This is a genomic window from Paenibacillus sp. J22P143 (assembly GCF_059692035.1).
On record NZ_JCAUAQ010000050.1, the window covers coordinates 1 to 16,489 of the forward strand.

General features: G+C 40.2%; 16 protein-coding genes and 2 pseudogenes. 13 read left to right on the top strand and 5 right to left on the bottom strand.

Translation table 11 applies throughout. From position 1 onward, the window contains the following. Nucleotides 1-167: 167 nt before the first annotated feature. The 5 genes and pseudogenes from AC58PQ_RS29050 to AC58PQ_RS29070 all read left to right on the top strand — a co-directional run. Entirely contained in the window at nt 168-521 is a 354-nt protein-coding gene (locus AC58PQ_RS29050) for a hypothetical protein (RefSeq protein ID WP_497247792.1), read from the top strand. 260 nt (nt 522-781) lie between these two features. Continuing rightward, nucleotides 782-1,102 (top strand): ribosomal maturation YjgA family protein, encoded by a 321-nt coding sequence (locus tag AC58PQ_RS29055; RefSeq protein WP_497247794.1) that lies wholly within the window; start codon nt 782-784, stop codon nt 1,100-1,102. Between the two features lie 121 nt (nt 1,103-1,223). Beyond that, nucleotides 1,224-1,353 (top strand): annotated as a pseudogene (gene rpmG / locus AC58PQ_RS29060) (50S ribosomal protein L33). A 92-nt stretch (nt 1,354-1,445) separates the two neighbouring features. Continuing rightward, nucleotides 1,446-1,934 carry a hypothetical protein gene (locus AC58PQ_RS29065; RefSeq protein WP_497247796.1) on the top strand — a complete coding sequence of 163 codons (489 nt, stop codon included), beginning with the start codon at nt 1,446-1,448 and terminating at the stop codon, nt 1,932-1,934. A 187-nt stretch (nt 1,935-2,121) separates the two neighbouring features. Next, nucleotides 2,122-3,302, top strand: a pseudogene (locus AC58PQ_RS29070) (IS3 family transposase); the annotation flags it as partial. Nucleotides 3,303-3,450: 148 nt separating this feature from the next. On the opposite strand, the gene AC58PQ_RS29075 reads toward AC58PQ_RS29070, so the two are convergent. The 3 genes from AC58PQ_RS29075 to AC58PQ_RS29085 are packed head-to-tail and all read right to left on the bottom strand — an operon-like array spanning nt 3,451 to nt 6,500. Further along, nucleotides 3,451-4,422, bottom strand: coding sequence for a TIGR03943 family putative permease subunit (locus AC58PQ_RS29075; RefSeq protein WP_497247798.1), 972 nt, complete (start codon nt 4,420-4,422; stop codon nt 3,451-3,453). Between the two features lie 24 nt (nt 4,423-4,446). Further along, on the bottom strand, nt 4,447-5,457 hold the full coding sequence (locus AC58PQ_RS29080) for a permease (RefSeq protein WP_497247800.1): 1,011 nt from the start codon (nt 5,455-5,457) through the stop codon (nt 4,447-4,449). A gap of 26 nt (nt 5,458-5,483) precedes the next feature. Then, entirely contained in the window at nt 5,484-6,500 is a 1,017-nt protein-coding gene (locus AC58PQ_RS29085) for a CobW family GTP-binding protein (protein ID WP_497247802.1), read from the bottom strand. 273 nt (nt 6,501-6,773) lie between these two features. Here AC58PQ_RS29085 and AC58PQ_RS29090 point away from each other — a divergent pair, with 273 nt between their 5' ends. From AC58PQ_RS29090 to AC58PQ_RS29115, 6 genes are all read left to right on the top strand, one after another. Further along, nucleotides 6,774-7,481, top strand: a complete 708-nt coding sequence (locus AC58PQ_RS29090) for a metal ABC transporter ATP-binding protein (protein WP_497247804.1) — start codon at nt 6,774-6,776, stop codon at nt 7,479-7,481. Next, entirely contained in the window at nt 7,427-8,314 is an 888-nt protein-coding gene (locus tag AC58PQ_RS29095) for a metal ABC transporter permease (protein ID WP_497247806.1), read from the top strand. The genes AC58PQ_RS29090 and AC58PQ_RS29095 overlap by 55 nt, the downstream gene beginning before the upstream one ends. 39 nt (nt 8,315-8,353) lie before the next feature. Further along, a complete protein-coding gene (locus tag AC58PQ_RS29100; RefSeq protein WP_497247820.1) occupies nt 8,354-9,292 on the top strand; it encodes a metal ABC transporter substrate-binding protein in 939 nt (312 codons plus the stop codon). 89 nt (nt 9,293-9,381) lie between these two features. Next, on the top strand, nt 9,382-10,602 hold the full coding sequence (locus AC58PQ_RS29105) for a GTP-binding protein (protein WP_497247808.1): 1,221 nt from the start codon (nt 9,382-9,384) through the stop codon (nt 10,600-10,602). A 36-nt stretch (nt 10,603-10,638) separates the two neighbouring features. After that, a complete protein-coding gene (rpmG, locus tag AC58PQ_RS29110) occupies nt 10,639-10,788 on the top strand; it encodes a 50S ribosomal protein L33 (RefSeq protein ID WP_171636579.1) in 150 nt (49 codons plus the stop codon). An 80-nt stretch (nt 10,789-10,868) separates the two neighbouring features. Beyond that, complete coding sequence (locus AC58PQ_RS29115) at nt 10,869-11,360, top strand: hypothetical protein (protein WP_497247810.1); 492 nt, start codon at nt 10,869-10,871, stop codon at nt 11,358-11,360. A gap of 67 nt (nt 11,361-11,427) precedes the next feature. Here the strand turns inward: AC58PQ_RS29115 and AC58PQ_RS29120 are convergent, their stop codons facing one another. Together AC58PQ_RS29120 and AC58PQ_RS29125 are read right to left on the bottom strand one after the other, a co-directional pair. Then, nucleotides 11,428-12,396, bottom strand: a complete 969-nt coding sequence (locus AC58PQ_RS29120) for a cysteine synthase family protein (protein ID WP_497247812.1) — start codon at nt 12,394-12,396, stop codon at nt 11,428-11,430. Nucleotides 12,397-12,772: 376 nt separating this feature from the next. Continuing rightward, the gene (locus AC58PQ_RS29125) at nt 12,773-14,404 is read right to left on the bottom strand and encodes an ATP-binding protein (RefSeq protein ID WP_497247814.1); all 1,632 of its coding nucleotides are present in this window, start codon (nt 14,402-14,404) and stop codon (nt 12,773-12,775) included. 320 nt (nt 14,405-14,724) lie between these two features. Here AC58PQ_RS29125 and AC58PQ_RS29130 point away from each other — a divergent pair, with 320 nt between their 5' ends. Both AC58PQ_RS29130 and AC58PQ_RS29135 read left to right on the top strand, forming a co-directional pair. After that, nucleotides 14,725-15,249, top strand: a complete 525-nt coding sequence (locus AC58PQ_RS29130; protein ID WP_497247816.1) for a hypothetical protein — start codon at nt 14,725-14,727, stop codon at nt 15,247-15,249. Between the two features lie 414 nt (nt 15,250-15,663). Beyond that, the gene (locus AC58PQ_RS29135) at nt 15,664-16,149 is read left to right on the top strand and encodes a hypothetical protein (protein WP_497247818.1); all 486 of its coding nucleotides are present in this window, start codon (nt 15,664-15,666) and stop codon (nt 16,147-16,149) included. Nucleotides 16,150-16,489: the final 340 nt, after the last annotated feature.

Sequence of the window (16,489 nt, forward strand, 5' to 3'; positions counted from 1 at the left end):
AAAATTTCCAGTACCAACCGAGCTTTTTCCTCTGGGCTGAACTTCCTTCTTGGACCTGTCATACAACTAAGAAACTCCTTTTTTGCTGTCTAGTTTATATGTAGCATTATAATTTAACCGAATGGTGTGGAAACTTTAGAGGATTTCCACGAGATGTTTCAGTATCAATGAAGTATAATTCCGTACTTGTTCTAACTTCAGATTATTTATATAGACTTGACAGTGTCAGTGAAAAGTTAGTTGAATATGAATCCCAGCCTCAATATCAAAATCTAACAGTAACCACATTAGGGGATTTCATTTTAGCTGATTATTATAATATCGAAATCATTAAATCAACATTAGAAGATAAGATATCAGTAGATAGTCCGTTAAAAATGGATACAATTAAATTTCATGGTTGGTCTAACAATAAATTAGCAATAACATGTGATGAATTTTTGAACTGGGACAACCATGTGGAGTTAGAACTTGATGGGGAAACACTTGAAATAACTCTAAAGAACTCCAATATGTTTTAACTGGAGGCAACTTCCCGACAGCATAGAACGGCAGCTTTCTCAGCTCGGGCAGTATAACGGAGTGGTACAAAGAGGAATTTGATTGGTGTATGATGGTATTATTAATATATCTTGTTGTTTTTTGGAGACAGTAACATCAATTATTAGTGTCATTTCAGAGTTGGATAAAAATCTTATTGATTGGAAGGGGATTTGTGAGAACAAGAGGGAAGTACCTTCTAGCAGTATTGGTATGCATAATGCTTGGGATCGGTTCGAGGATGAATACCTCCGCGCTGCCCGATTTTGTGGTGAAACATTTCGGTGATGCTCTCTGGGCGGCTATGATTTATTTCGGCGTTCGTGCACTATTCATCCGAATGTTATCTATGAAAGCCCTGGTGCTTAGTATTGGGTTCTGTTTTGTAATTGAATGCAGCCAATTGTACCAAGCAGAATGGATAATCAACTTACGAAACACTCTATTTGGCGGGCTAATACTCGGAAAAGGATTCTTATATGCAGATTTGGTCCGATATATTGTAGGCGCTATAGCGGCTTATGCATTGGACCGTTTGCTAAAAGTGACAGAACAGCTCTAAGGGCAAGGTGATTAAACTCTAATGATGCTTGAAGAAGAATTAACCGTGTTTGACTAGCGGGTAACAATAGTAGAACAAACCACAAAAGGCTGCCATGCAGCCTTTTGTGTGAACGGGTACATTGGCGTGTACAGAAACAGGTGACAGAAACTACACAACGACAAAGAACAAAAGAAACAACCCAACTCGTCTTGAACTGAAAAGTTTTGTCTAAGATGAATCGAGATACACTTCATCGTGAAACACAATAAGATTAATTTGGAGATTCCGGACTATAATGTCCGGGTTTTCTGTTTACTGAAGAAATTGAATAAGAGGTATGCAAAGGAGGTCTGGCTTTCTGATGAGGACGAATGCCAATGAGGATAGAGAAATCATAATGAGCCGTCAAACCAAAGCACAGTGGCATCGTCGCGGGGAGGAATTACTGCGGTGGATAGATCGAGATAAAAAGCGCAAGCAGGCGAAAATGACCACTCTGTTTGGAAATATCCAGGTGGATCAGCAATTGTTTCCCGCGTTGACATCCCTTAAGCAGAAGGACATAGCGACTGAGTTTTCTTGTGCGGGAGTTAGCCCGCTCGATGAGCCAGAAGACCATTCCCTCTACGCGTATATTACAATCATAGCCTCAGAGCAAGCTGAGCAATTCATACAATTGACCATGAAGCGTATGAGCCATCGAGTATTGGTATCCTTTGAACCAGCAAGGAATCGATATGACCTTTCATCCTTTTACATAGGCCACAACCGTTCTTTTTGCCGACTACTTCAAGAAAGTGCGGAAACATTTGAATTTAAACCGTTTAACTACCCTGAAAATCTCACATAGTAGAGAACTGAAAATGGTAAGCTTATCGGTAGCCTATTCAACTCCCATGAAAATTAAAACTGCAGTCACTCAAAAAGACAATAGTAAATAATACACTGGTACCCATAGTCTGGACACTTTGAAAAAGTGTTCAGACTATGGGTACTTTTTTTTGTATACTAAAGTAAGCACCGGAGGGGATTACATCATGTCTAAAACAATCTTTAGCGAAAAAGAACGAAAGCATTTATCAACGAATAAATACGTTGCCAAGATAAGCGAGAGATCAATTACCTATGCCGATGAATTTAAGCGGTTGTTCATCGACCTTTACATGTCAGCCGACTCCCGTAAGGAAGCTTCTGGACGTCCTCTGAAGCGTGAACTATCCCAGGATGAAGTGATTACAAGACAGGAAGCAAGAATTAGACTTCTTGAGTCTCAGGTGGAATTGTTAAAAAAGCTAGACACGAAAGAAAGGTTGCTGGTAGCAAATGGAAAGAACCTAAGTAAGAATAAGTTATTTGAGCTCATTAAAGAGACTGTAGGTCAGGGTTTAGGACGTACGACTCGCTACCTCTGCGATTTACTTCACGTATCTCGCTGGCTACTACAACTACATTCAAGCTGTAGATACCCGCAAAGCGCGGTCTCTTTCGGATGCTAAAGCTGGAGAACTTATCAAGAAAGCCTTCAATAGAAAGGGCTTTAAAAAGGGTTCTCGTTCAATTAAGATGACCCTTGAGAACGAGTTTGGCGTGAACTACAACTTGAAGAGAATCCGCAGGCTTATGAAGAAATTCGACCTCGTCTGTCCTCATAGAAAACCCAATCCTTACAAACGTATGGCTAAGGCGACTCAAGAACATCGAACGCTTCCTAATCGTTTAGATCGTGATTTTAGAAAAGGTGTTCCTGGGCTTGCCTTGCTCACCGACATTACTTACCTCCCATACGGCCGCTCAGAGACGGCTTATTTGTCGACCATACTAGACGCTTCAACAGGAGAGATCCTTTCTTACAACCTATCCAACCGCCTTACGTTGGACATTGCTACAGACACAATCGAGGCACTCGTGAAGCAAAGAAGATTGAAGTTGCACAAAAAAGCATTTATCCATTCGGATCAAGGAAGTCATTATACGAGTCCGAAATACCAAGAACTTTTAAAGCAAAAAGGGTTAGGTCAATCCATGTCTAGGCGAGGCAATTGCTGGGACAATGCGCCACAGGAATCTTTTTTCGGTCATATGAAAGACAATGTTGACCTCTGTAGCTGCGAATATTAGCAGAACTACAAAGTAAGATTGGCGTTTACATCCGCTACTACAACAATAATCGATATCATGATATCAATGGGGATCAAAAAAGATGACCCCTGTACAATACTACACAATACAGGAATCATCTATTGTCGGCCTCTTAGACTTAAACCACTCTTTTTTTCAAGTGTCCTTGACAGAGGGTCCAGATCATTTTTGTTTAAGGAAATTCGCTCACTTTTTGTATCAGACAGACTAATATCACTTTTCCTCAACTACTTCAGCGCATTAAGCGGTTCGAAATTCGGATAAACATATGGCGAAGTAGGAGCAGTGATTTTTTCGATTTGGGTGGCATCGATTTTGAAAATATCGTTCCCATTATAGTTACCATTTTGGATGGTACCGCTAACTTTAATCCACATATCTTGTGGGTAGTTTTGTGCTGTTGGAAATTCTACCATTACGCCATAGGGAAAAGCATCTGCTGAACAGCAGCTTACCGTAAATCGGCCAACAACAAATTGGTTGGGTGTCATTTTGGCCGCACGATAAACAAAACCGGTAAGTTCAATTTTTTTGCCTATAAAGATATCTTTGAAGAGATCGATGGTTGACAGGGTTTCCATATAAATATCGGGTTCCACAACGATTTGATCTTTTTTATAGAGAATGACGCCCATCTTCGCAAAGTCTTCGCTCCATTCATCTGGTGCTTTGAATAATTGCTCAATATCAGTATCTTGCTGTGAGTCGCGATTGACCGTTGAAGGGGTCGGGGAAGCGGTCACAGCTAAACTATTTTCATTTGGACTCGGTGTGTTGTTAATTTCGGTAGATGAAGTTACTTTGGGTTTGGCCAAACTGGATGTGCCGGCGGAAAGATTCATTCCTTTGGCAGCAACCATAGCGCTGTTTAAGGCTGTATCTGGTAGTAAAAAGCCGATCATCAGAGGTATTACTAGAAGTCCGTAAGCGACTGAATTACGGATACTTGATCGCGAAACGGGCTGCTCACATTCACAGGCAACTGGCTTGCCCCAGTAGGCACGAAGTGCTAGATAGCCTTGAAAGTTAGCGATGATATATAAAATAACCGCAGCTGATTTAACATAGATCATCATTCGCGGAGCGATGTAAAATTGAAGTGCATCTGATTTGGAAAGGAACACGATATAGCCGGAAAAGCCAAGCAAAATAAGCGTACGAAGGAAATAATGAAAGCTGGTTATACGAATTTGACTCAATGAGATACCTCCTATGGCTAATTTTTAAAATAAAAAATACTCCCAAAGCAGTGAACAAGCGAGAACGATCGTTGAAATTAAGAGTATGAGTAGCAAGACGAATCGGGACTTAAACACCGCAAGCAGCATAAGCGTGCTTTTGAAATCAAGCATGGGACCGAATACAAGGAAAGTAAGCAATGAACCTGATGTAAATGACGTTTGAAAGGAGGACGCAACGAAAGCGTCTGCGGTCGAACATAAGGAAAGGATGTACGCAAAACCCATCATAAAAAAGTGGGAGCTGATTGGACCTTGTCCTATTGCAAGCAAGCTTTCACGCTGCAAAAAAACTTGAATGATTGCTGTAAGCAGGGAACCGAAGACTAGATATTTGCCCATGTCAAAAAACTCATTCGAAGCGTGGACGAAAAATGTGTTTAATTTACTTGAAATGCCTCCCGCATGTTGATGGCTTTCTAACTCTGGACCGGTTGCAAAACTTGTCCGACTGATCCGTAACGGATTGCTTTTAATAAAACGATAAAGGATTAACCCAATAACAATGGCCACGAGGAAAGCTAGTCCCATTCGAGAATATGCAATAGAAGGATTATTGCGAAAGGCCATGAAAGTAGCCGCAATCACAATCGGGTTAATAATCGGTCCGGTTATAATAAATACGACAGCGATGTAGACTGGCATGCCTTTGAGAATAAGTCTTCGAACGACGGGAATCATACCACACTCACACATCGGAAACAGTATACCAAGCAGACATGCGAACAGAATTCCAAGTATAGGGTTTTTGGGTATAAATCGCTGAATTGCTTTCTCAGAGACGAATGTTTGGAGAAAAGAAGAAAGTAATACGCCAATTAAAATGAAAGGCATCGCTTCAAGGAGAATGCTGATGAAGATGGTTTTAAATGTTTGCAGGTGCTCTTTCGTAAAAAAACTAGATAAAAAATCAATATCTTTGAGAAGAAGAACGATTAAGATGAAACAAATTACCGCCATAATTTGCATCGAAGTGTTGTATATCTTATTCGGCATTGTAAACTCCTTAATCTTAATAAATACTACTGTAGTTCGTGTAAACGTCTCTCCCAATCGTTATCGAGTGCTCTAATGTCCAGATCTAAGCCGATCAGAACAAGATAAGGAGTTCCTTGAAAAGATGTTGGTTGCCAGTTTATACGCTTGCCAGCAAATTGCATGAGAAACGATTCTCGTTTAGTACCGATTAATAAATAACCTTTAGCACGGAGGAGTTTATAACCCCAATGGGATAAATAACGCTCAATAAAGCTTTGAGTAATAGGAAGGTCACTCACAATTGGGATGGATATGCTCTGAATACGTGAGAAAGATTTTGTTGGCGTAGTCGACTCATTTTTTGTTTTCAAGGTATTTACAATTTTTTGGATATGGATGCTCTTGCTAAAAGTCAGTGAACTTGCAGGCTGAGACTGTCTAGAGGGGAGGTCTCCGAAAATAAGGTTTAAATCGAATTTGCTATTTACAGTTGGAAGTAACAAGGAGCGTTCATTGTATTTACGAATTGTTTTCTCGATAGTCTTTAGTTGTTTGTCTGTGACTAGATCGATTTTGTTTAAAATAAGCAGATCCGCAACTTCCATCTGTCTGCGAATCGTGTGAACGAGTTCACGGTCCGAAGCGAAGATACTGTTATAGTCGAGCACATTCTCAGCATCTAGAACGGTAATGACTTTATGCAATTTCACAAATGGAAGCAATGCGGGTTCTGTGAGCGCATCAACGATTTCTTCTGGGTTGGCAACTCCGGTCAACTCAATGAGAATGACATCGGGCTTGCGTACTAATAGCTGTTTAATGGAATCACTAATGTCACTCTTCTTGGAGCAACAGATACAGCCATCGAGTAATTTGGCGAGGTTCACATCAGGTGAGGCTTCTTGGAGAAGATGTCCGTCTACGTCTTGTTTCCCCAGCTCATTCATAAGAACAGCAGGCAGTAGGTTGAAGTCGGCAGCCTCTTGCAGCAGGCGTATCAGCAGTGTCGTCTTGCCGCTGCCTAGGAAACCACTCATAACAATAACGGGAACTTTACACAAATGGAGGGCTCCTTTACTGGGAATTTAAAAGTAATGTTTACGATTTAAATTGTATTATAAAAAAGTGGTGGCTGCAAGATTTGTATTTTTATTTGGTTATTGACACAGCTTCATAAAAAAGCTATATTTCTCGTTATAATAAGTAATTTTTACGATTAATGATTTAATATCGTAATTTTTACGTTTTTGAACAACTCATTTTGTGATTCATTCTCACATTTTTTCATAATTGATATTCGTAATAATTACATATATGAACGGAGGACTACATGTATGCTAATTTCATCTTTAACTCAAGTCGAATTTGGTTATAACGATATTCCTTGTATCCAAGATGCCAGTGTAGAGATAAAGTCAGGTGAGTTCGTTGCTGTGACTGGCCCGAATGGTGCGGCCAAATCCACGCTGCTTAAACTCATGTTGGGTTTAATTCAACCTTGGAAGGGGAGTGTCTACTTGTCTCCTTCGAATGAAGAGGGCAAGAAGCTGCAAGTCGGTTATGTCTCGCAGCAAATTTCGGCTTTCAACAGTGGATTCCCGAGCACCATATTGGAGTTTGTATGTTCGGGCAGATATGCAAGTGGATCCTGGTTTCGGAAGCTTGGTAAGGAAGATGATGTGCTGACGGAGAATGCGCTGCGTCAGGTGGGGATGTGGGATTTACGAAAGCGTAAAATTGGGGAGCTCTCAGGCGGTCAGAAGCAGCGGATATGCATCGCCAGAGCTCTTGCACAGGAGCCCGATATGCTTGTTCTCGATGAACCAACGACAGGGATGGATCAGGATAGTCGCTTCGGTTTCTATCAGCTCATGCAACACCAAGTGAAAGCTCACGGGCGAACCGTTGTCATGGTGACGCATGGTCTTGCCGAAGTAGCACCTTACCTTGATCGGATTATTGAACTGGAGAGGAAGGAGGATGGCAGATGGAAATGTTGCACTACGACTTCATGCAGCGGGCATTTTGTGCCGGTGGGTTGATTGCTGTTATTGCCTCTATTCTAGGTGTGTATCTCATGCTTCGAAGACAAGCACTTATGGCAGATATGCTTTCTCATGTCTCATTGGCAGGCGTAGCAGGTGGCGCCTACCTGCACATTAATCCAATGTTTGCTGGATTTGTTGTAGCAACTTTGGGTGCTATTGCTGTTGAATATGTTAGGAGGTCATATAAATCTTATAGTGAAATTTCTGTTGCGATCATCATGGTCGGGGGTTTGTCTTCAGCGGTAATCATCATGAGTCTTAATCAAAGTATTAATAAAGGATTTTCTGCTTATTTATTCGGTTCTGTCGTTGCTGTGAATGAAACGGAGCTGCTGCTTATGCTAGCAGTTGCTTTGATCGGAGGCGTTTTCTTCTTTCTGTTTTGTCGTCCGCTTTATCAGATTACATTCGATGAAGATACAGCAAAGACGAATGGACTCCCCGTGAAATGGATTTCCCTTGGTTTTAGTGTCTTAACCGGCATGATTGTATCAGCGGCTATGCCCATTGTTGGTGTACTTCTTGTTTCGGCGCTAATTGTGCTTCCTGCGGCACTGGCCATACGCATTGCGCCTAGCTTCATTTCGTCCCTTTTTATTGCAATGGGAATAGGTTTACTGGGAGTTTTCTCAGGGTTAACCGCATCTTATAAATTAAGTACACCTCCAGGAGGAACCATTGCCATTCTATTGCTTTTCGTTCTTATTGCAGGTTTAAGCATTAAACATATTGTTGTGATACTCAGTAAAGCAAGCAACAAAAAGAAGCTTCAAGCTGAAGAAAGCACATTCAGCAGCATGCATCAAATGAGTAATGAATCGATGTAACATACTTATCATTTCTAATAAATTGGAGGAATCATGAAAATGAAAAAAACTTGGGTAGCTAAATCACTCGCTTTCACTGCATTATCAACTGTACTTCTAACGGGATGTGCTTCTAAGACGGGTTCTAGTGATGGGAAGCTAAATGTTGTAACAACTTTTTATCCGATGTATGAATTCACTAAGCGGGTTGCCGGTGATCATGCCAATGTCATTGCCTTAATCCCTTCTGGCGTTGAGCCGCATGATTGGGAGCCTAGTGCGAAAGATATGAAAAAATTGAAGGAAGCGAGTGTGTTTGTTTACAACGGTATTGTTGAAGGCTGGGCAGAACAAGCACTGAAGAGTGCTGAGAATACGAAGCGCGTCGTTGTTGAAGCAAGCAAAGGTATTGATTTTATGGAAGGGTTACCGGAGGAAGAGGAAGAAGATCATAAAGAGGCTGATGGCGGTAAAATTTTGGACCCTCATGTTTGGCTCGATCCTGTTCTCGCTCAAAAAGAGGTTGAGTCTATCGTAAATGGCTTAACACAAGCAGATCCTGCGCATAAAGATGAGTATCGTAAAAATGCAGATGTGTTTATCGGAAAGCTTAAAGCCTTGGATGAATCGTACCGAACCGCTCTCAAAGGTGTCAAACAGAAAGCTTTCGTTACGCAGCATGCTGCTTTTGGTTATTTAGCTAAAGAGTATGGCTTAACGCAGGTGCCAATTGCTGGACTTTCGCCTGAAGAAGAACCAGCACCAGATAAGATGGCGGACATCATCAAATTTGCCAAGGATAATCAAGTAAAAACGATCTTTTTTGAGACATTAGTGGATCCCAAAGTGGCTCAAACAATAGCGAAAGAAATTAACGCCAAAACGGATGTCCTTAACCCAATCGAGGGTTTAACGGATGAGGACAAGAAGAATAACCTCGATTACATCGGTGTTATGAGCAAAAATCTTGAAGCATTGAAGAAAGCGTTAAATGAATAAACCGCACTTCAATGAATAAATAGCAACCAAGCAAACCATGCATTTACTTATAAAACATAAAAATTACGAATACTTAAGGAGATATCAAGATGTCAGATCATAGAATACCTGTCACGGTATTAAGCGGTTATTTGGGAGCAGGTAAAACAACACTTCTAAATCATGTACTTCATAATCGGGATGGCTTGAAAGTCGCCGTCATCGTCAATGATTTAAGCGAGGTCAACATAGATGCCAATCTGATAAGAGAAGGCAACGGACTATCTCGAACGAGTGAAAGCCTAGTGGAGATGTCTAATGGCTGTATCTGCTGTACCCTTCGTGAGGATTTATTGAATGAAGTGGAACGGCTAGCCAAAGAGGAGAAATTTGACTATATTCTCATTGAATCAACTGGTGTAGGCGAGCCGTTACCGGTCGCACAAACATTTAGCTACTTGGATGAAGAAAAAGGTATAGATTTGACCCAATTCTGCCGACTGGATACGATGGTGACTGTGGTTGATGCTTATCGCTTCTGGACCGATTATTCCTCCGGAGAGACATTGCTTGAACGCAGTCAAGCCGTTGGGGAAGATGACACGCGGGAAGTTGTAGATCTTCTTATTGATCAGATTGAGTTCTGTGATGTCCTGATCTTGAACAAATGCGATATGCTGGAAGAAGACGAGCTGCAGGAGCTCGAAAGTGTACTCCGTGCCTTTCAGCCAAGAGCGAAATTCATTCGTTCTGTGCAGGGAATGGTTACTCCCGCAGAAATTCTGAATACGCATCTCTTCAATTTCGATGAGGCTAGTACATCTGCAGGTTGGATGAGAGAAATGGAGAAGGAAACCCATACCCCCGAAACGGAAGAATACGGTATTTCCTCCTTTGTCTATGAACGAGTAAGACCCTTTGAGCCATCACGGTTGATGAGCTGGATGGAAGATTGGCCTGCTGAGATTGTACGGGCGAAAGGCATCATGTGGTTAGCGACTCGTAATGATTATGCTCAGAATTTAAGTCAGGCAGGACCTTCCATTCAGTTCGGCCCAGCAGGATATTGGGTATCTGCGCTACCCGATGGCGAAAGAGATGCTGTTCTTGAGGAAGATGCTGATCAAATTAAGCACTGGGATGACACCTATGGAGATCGGATTAATAAAGTTGTCTTCATTGGGATAGAAATGGATCGTGCTGAAATTGTTGCCTCGCTAGATACATGCTTATTAACGGATGCTGAACTGCAAGGAGATTGGAATCAATTCGAAGATCTCTTGCCGAATTCGATGATGGAAATGGCAGAAGCCTGTCCATTGCCGCAATAGAAGCAATTGAGAGGTTACCGATAGGAGGTGAACGGAATGAGAGTCGTTATTACTTTGGCGTGTACTGAAACAGGTGATAGAAACTACACAACGACCAAGAACAAAAGAAACAACCCAGCTCGTCTTGAGTTGAAAAAGTTTTGTCCAAGGTTGAATCGTGTTACGCTTCATCGTGAAACACGATAAGGAGAACATGGGAAGTCCGGACTGCTTGTCCGGCTTTTCTGTTTAATTGAAGAGATATCCGAAGGAGGTCTGGCCGTCTGATGAGGATGAATGCCAATGAGGACAAAGAAATCATAATGAGCCAACACTCCAAAGCGCAGTGGCATCGCCGAGGAGAGGAATTACTGCAATGGGTTGCTCGAGATAAGAAGCGCAAGCAGGTGAAGTTGACCACATTGTTTGGAAGTATCCATGTGGATCTGCAATTGTTTCCAGCGTTGACATCCCTTCAGCAGAAGGGCATCGTGACTGAATTTTCTTGCGCGGGTGTTAGCCCTCTCGATGAGCCTGAAGACCATTCTCTCTATGCGTACCTTACGCTAATAGCCTCGGAACGAGCAGAGCAATTCGTACAATTGACAATGAAGCGCATGAAACATCGTGTATTGGTATCCTTTGAACCCGGAAGGAATCGATACGATCTTTCATCCTTTTACATAGGCCACAACCGTTCGTTCTGTCGACTACTTCAGGAATGTGCGGAAACATTCGAATTCATAGATCGTCATGGTTCAATACAAACAATGAAGTGAGGAGCAAGAAAAGGTGACTGTTAAGAAAAACATACGTCTCCCTAAATCCAAGGGGAAATGGTTACGATTAATCCATAAATATAGAACTTTCTTGTTGGTACGTTTTACGGGCGAGAACTTCTGAATTCATACCAAGTGTAGATTCTGGAACCTCGAGGCTCTGAGTTAAGTCTAACCTGTAATTTGTAAGTGTGGCAGGGGATAGACTCCAGGGCTGGAGGTTCGCTGCTATTTTACGTATGGTATTCATATCAACAACTGTCGTAAAGCCTTGTTCATTCATCCATTGGTCATTGAATAAGGTATGAATATAGCGTTCCCTTCCGTCTGCAATCATGCAGACAACACGATCCTGAGGAGTAAGCTCCTGTGCAACTTTGAGCGCAACAAGCGCACAAGCGCCGCTTGAAGGCCCCATAAGGATACCTTCTCTACGGGCGAAGGCTCTAGCTGTGAGGAAGGCTTGTTCATCCGTAATTTTATACGTACAATCAATATGCTCCATGTTCAAATTAATTGGTGTCCAGCCGAGACCGACACCAGGTATACGATAAGATTGGGTATGACCTCCGAATATGGCAGAACCTACAGCATCTACGCCGATAACCTTCACCTGAGGCGCGAACCTCTTCAAATACCTCGAGATACCACCTAATTGACCTCCAGTGCTCACCGCGGTGATGACGGCTGCAAGCTGATTGGAACAGTCATCCATGATTTCACGGGCCGTGCTGTTATAATGCGCTTCACTGTTGAGAAGATTAAAGCACTGGTCAGGGCGATAAGCATTGTCAATCTCTTTTGCTAGCTGATTAGCCAAGGAGATTCTTGTTTTATGATAACTGCCTGTGTCATCTTGTTCGGTCACAACGATAACCTCTGCCCCAAAGTACTTTAAGAGCGCCAAATTAGCACTAGTCGTTTTGGGGTCTACTAGAATGATGACACGGTAGCCTTTGGCTGCGCCGATCATAGCTAAGGAAATACCAAAATTGCCGCTAGAAGATTCAATAATTGTTCCCCCAGGTATTAGCAATCCTCTGCGCTATGCTTCATTAATCAGATACATGGCAGCGCGATCCTTAATGCTTCCTCCAGGATTGTATCGTTCATATTTAAACAATGTTCGCGTGGTTACTATTGGGAATCGTTAGAAGTGGCTCCAAGGAGCTATGGCGATATTCACGGTTAATCTAAAGCGAATATTGAAGCTGATGTAGTAGGGAACCAACTAACAAAGCCGTTGTAGCTATGAAAAGACGACTATCGTACCCAAAAAATGGGAATGATAGTTGTCTTTTTATTCGTGTCTCTTAGCTGCTCTGAAAAACTACAAGTTCTTCAGTGGCCTCCGCAAAGGATGGCCTTTAAACTTGCGGATACAGACAGCGCTGAGAGCCTTGAAGTGGTGATTACGCCGACGTTTGGTAGTATGGCAACGTAATAGAGACAGTGCTTCCCTTTCCTAGCACCGACTCTACCCTGAAGTCACCATTATGACTTTTAATAATTTTGTAACTTATAAACATACCTAGTCCCGTACCATTTTGTTTTGTCGTGTAGAAAGGAGTCATGATATTGTCTAATGTGCTTTCAGACATACCACAACCAGTATCGTTAACGGTTATAGTAAAGGTATCTTTAGCAGTAGAACAATAAATTGAAACGCCGCTAGTAGGCTTTTCACAAGCATCGATAGCATTTTGAATGACATTAGTCAAAACTTGTGTAACCTGCGACTTATCGAACTCAGCAATGGTACCCTTTACATCGAATTGACTCACCAGTGGAATACTTTTGATATTTGATTGAGCTGTCATAAAAGATACCACATCGAACAAATAGCAGTGCAAATCTACAGAACATTTTACGAGCGTACTCGGTTTAGAAGAATCCACAAAATTTGTTATCAGGGTATTGACCCTCGTTAGCTCCGACTGAAGGAGATCGATATATGTATCTATTGTCTTTTTAGAATTCGTGGTTTTGTACAATTGAAGGAACCCTGAAACCGTTGTTAGTGGGTTTCTAATTTCGTGCGCCAAACCAGCTGCTGCCTTAGCTACATAGGTTAGTCGATCCTGTTCAATTAAGTGCTGTTCCAAAAGACGTTTCTCTGTTACATCATGCAATTGAACAAAAGAACCCTTATATGTACCATCATCCAATAAATGTGTAATATCTACAAGAGCATAGAACTCCCTATCGTGGTCATTTTTGATCATGATGTTCCCATTGCTTAAGTCTTGTAAATTTCTAATAGAATCACAGATAATGGAATTATTATGAAATATTGCATTTAAAGAAGTTCCCAGGACTGTACTGGCACTAAGACCCATCAATTCACTGGCCACGGAATTAAATTCGATGATGTTGTAATCAATATCTGTTAGAATAACACCGCTTTTATTATTTCTCGTTAGAATATGATTTACAGTTAACTGCTTTTTATAGTTAAGTTGTAGTTCATACTCTCTTTGAATGGACTGTACCATCGACTCTAACAAGGCTAATCGATAATTGGAATGTCCTTCGGCAAAAGTCATTAAAGTGATTGTCCCTTCAAGCATATCTCCATCGAAATAAAACGGCGCAGAATAACAAGCCATACCGTGCAAGGGTGTTTGATAATGATCCTCGCCTACAACTGCTACAGGTTGATTATGGTGATTTGCTAGATGAACAGAAGATGTACCAACAATAGATTCTTCATAATTAGTTCCTGGGACCATATTATAATGAAATAATAAATCACGTAGCTTGTCATCACCAAAATGTTCCAAAATACAGTTATCCTTATCTGCAATTAAAATAATAACACCTGTTTCTGAAAGAGTGCTTAACACACCATCGCCAAATACACGTATAATAGAAATAAAATCTTTAAATATTAAGATACGTTTTTCCAACTCTTCCTTCGATATATAAGGATCTAAAACAGGAACCAAATCCCTAGATAGACCATAGGACTTACATCGTTTATGCGAATCCGCTATAATATCTTTTATATTTAATCTATTATTAGCGAAGATATTAGATAACACCCTACTCACCTCTATTCTAAAAAATTATACCTAAACTATATCATAGAGATTCTTTATGTGCTTTATTATCCAGCAAATTATCATCGTGTGTGAGACTCTAAAATTCGCAGTTAAAAGTCAAAATTTCTCTTGAACCATTTTTGATATAATATTTGGTAGATAAGAGGATTAATTTTTGGGAATAATAAGAAAAAAGGAGAGATGGCAATGTCGCATATCGTTGATTATTGTATGGTCGACTTAAACAAAATGCTATTTGACAAATTTTCTGAAAGATTAGGTGAAACCTATAATTTCTTTAAAGAGTAGAGGAGAGTAATATGAATAGAGATTTCCTGTATAGAAAAGTTCGTCCTATTGGATATATTGATGACAGTAATGATAGTAATAACTCTAATATACATTCGTGGTTTACAGATACTTCAAGGGATGATTTGAAAAAGCTACTATCTGAAAGTACCTTAGAAGAACTGATTAAAAATCTTATAGAAATATTTAGGGAAGGAAATCCAAACTATAAAGAGTTGGCTATGCAACTGGAAACTCGTTATGATAAAAGGCATAAAGGTCATGAAATTGTAGAGGTTCCTGAAGAAAATATAATAATATGGAATTTACATGACATCGACCGAAAAGACAAGGATATTAATAAAGTTGAAATGATTGTGGACAGCAAATGTTTAATTATTAGTAAGCTCTATTTGTACGTTTATGAACTACTTGACATTAATTTGTTAAGCAATAAAATAAATGCTGTTTATGGGGATATATCATGCATAAGAGGAACTGAACTTATTATTAATGGAAAAGAGTGTACAGTTTTCCTTCTTAATTCGAGAGAGTAGATATGTGAAAATGGATATTTACAGATTATTGGGCAGGGGTAAACGAATTTTCGCACTTACCAATGAGACTTTCAATTAATCCTGGCTTTATAAATGAGAAAAAAGCAGCCGAAAAATATCTTGCGTCGTTAGACACCACCGCTGTCGGGTGACAAGAACTTGATGTCATTAATTGCCGCGTAAATCGCGTTTTTTTTATTTTATGGGATCAAGTTCTTGTCAAAACCTAATGACAAGAACTTGATCTCATTCCCGACAGAACCATTCAAGCGTTCTTTGTTAAGTTCAAAAGAGAAACTTTAGTTCATCAAACCTCCGATTGACTGCCTTCGCTATATTAACGGGCAGATTAACGAAACATTGTATCTCTGAGATATACTTAAATTATATATGTGTGTGTTTGGAGGAAGAAAGATGGATAAAGACTTAAATTTGTATGAGAAGGCATTAAAACTGAGTATTACTGGTAAGCAACTACAAAAGGTAAAAGCATCAGAGAAGATGATTTCCTTTTTAGTTGATTATCAAATTCCTAATGAAATAATAGATTTCTTTTATTATTTTTCTTTTGACCAGCATATTAGATTCAACCATGTGTCCTTTTATCAAATCAATGAGATGGCTAGTGAAAATTTATATGAGGAAAATCAGCGGTGTATTGCTGAAAAGCTTCTAATAATAGGCTGGGGTTTAAACGGTGATTTCATTGTATTGGATTTAGAAAAACTTACAGTAGGGTATGTATTCCATGATAATTTATGGGAAGATAAGTCTGTTAACCCAAGAGACATTTTTATTAATCTTAATTGTTCAATTGGTGAGTTTTATTATAATGCTGTTACAGTTGAAGATTTCCCTATCGATGGATACGAAGCAGAACAGTATATAGAAAATAACTAATTAATGCTATGCTATATTAAACTATTAGTGAAATAAGGGATGCTTCGGCATCCGGTTTTATTTTACCTTCTAATGGGCAGTTTTGACTAACCACGAGGAATAATGGAACTGAATAATAATTAGAACGTATTAATTTTCAAATGCGTTTTGATTAAAATAGGCAGTGCAGTAATAATAAATACAAAAGAGGTTATTAATCAATGCTTTTAGGCGGAATTATTGGTATAATCTATAATGCTACATATAAACTAGACAGCAAAAAAGGAGTTTCTTAGTTGTATGACAGGTCCAAGAAGGAAGTTCAGCCCAGAGGAAAAAGCTCGGTTGGTACTGGAAATTT

Excerpts from the sequence above, each read along its gene's own strand:
- AC58PQ_RS29050 (WP_497247792.1), top strand. The coding sequence starts at position 168 with ATGAAGTATAATTCCGTACTTGTTCTAACTTCAGATTATTTATATAGA.
- AC58PQ_RS29055 (WP_497247794.1), top strand. The coding sequence starts at position 782 with ATGAATACCTCCGCGCTGCCCGATTTTGTGGTGAAACATTTCGGTGAT.
- AC58PQ_RS29065 (WP_497247796.1), top strand. The coding sequence starts at position 1,446 with ATGAGGACGAATGCCAATGAGGATAGAGAAATCATAATGAGCCGTCAA.
- AC58PQ_RS29080 (WP_497247800.1), bottom strand. The coding sequence starts at position 5,457 with ATGCCGAATAAGATATACAACACTTCGATGCAAATTATGGCGGTAATT.
- AC58PQ_RS29090 (WP_497247804.1), top strand. The coding sequence starts at position 6,774 with ATGCTAATTTCATCTTTAACTCAAGTCGAATTTGGTTATAACGATATT.
- AC58PQ_RS29095 (WP_497247806.1), top strand. The coding sequence starts at position 7,427 with ATGGAAATGTTGCACTACGACTTCATGCAGCGGGCATTTTGTGCCGGT.
- AC58PQ_RS29100 (WP_497247820.1), top strand. The coding sequence starts at position 8,354 with ATGAAAAAAACTTGGGTAGCTAAATCACTCGCTTTCACTGCATTATCA.
- AC58PQ_RS29105 (WP_497247808.1), top strand. The coding sequence starts at position 9,382 with ATGTCAGATCATAGAATACCTGTCACGGTATTAAGCGGTTATTTGGGA.
- rpmG (WP_171636579.1), top strand. The coding sequence starts at position 10,639 with ATGAGAGTCGTTATTACTTTGGCGTGTACTGAAACAGGTGATAGAAAC.
- AC58PQ_RS29115 (WP_497247810.1), top strand. The coding sequence starts at position 10,869 with ATGAGGATGAATGCCAATGAGGACAAAGAAATCATAATGAGCCAACAC.
- AC58PQ_RS29130 (WP_497247816.1), top strand. The coding sequence starts at position 14,725 with ATGAATAGAGATTTCCTGTATAGAAAAGTTCGTCCTATTGGATATATT.
- AC58PQ_RS29135 (WP_497247818.1), top strand. The coding sequence starts at position 15,664 with ATGGATAAAGACTTAAATTTGTATGAGAAGGCATTAAAACTGAGTATT.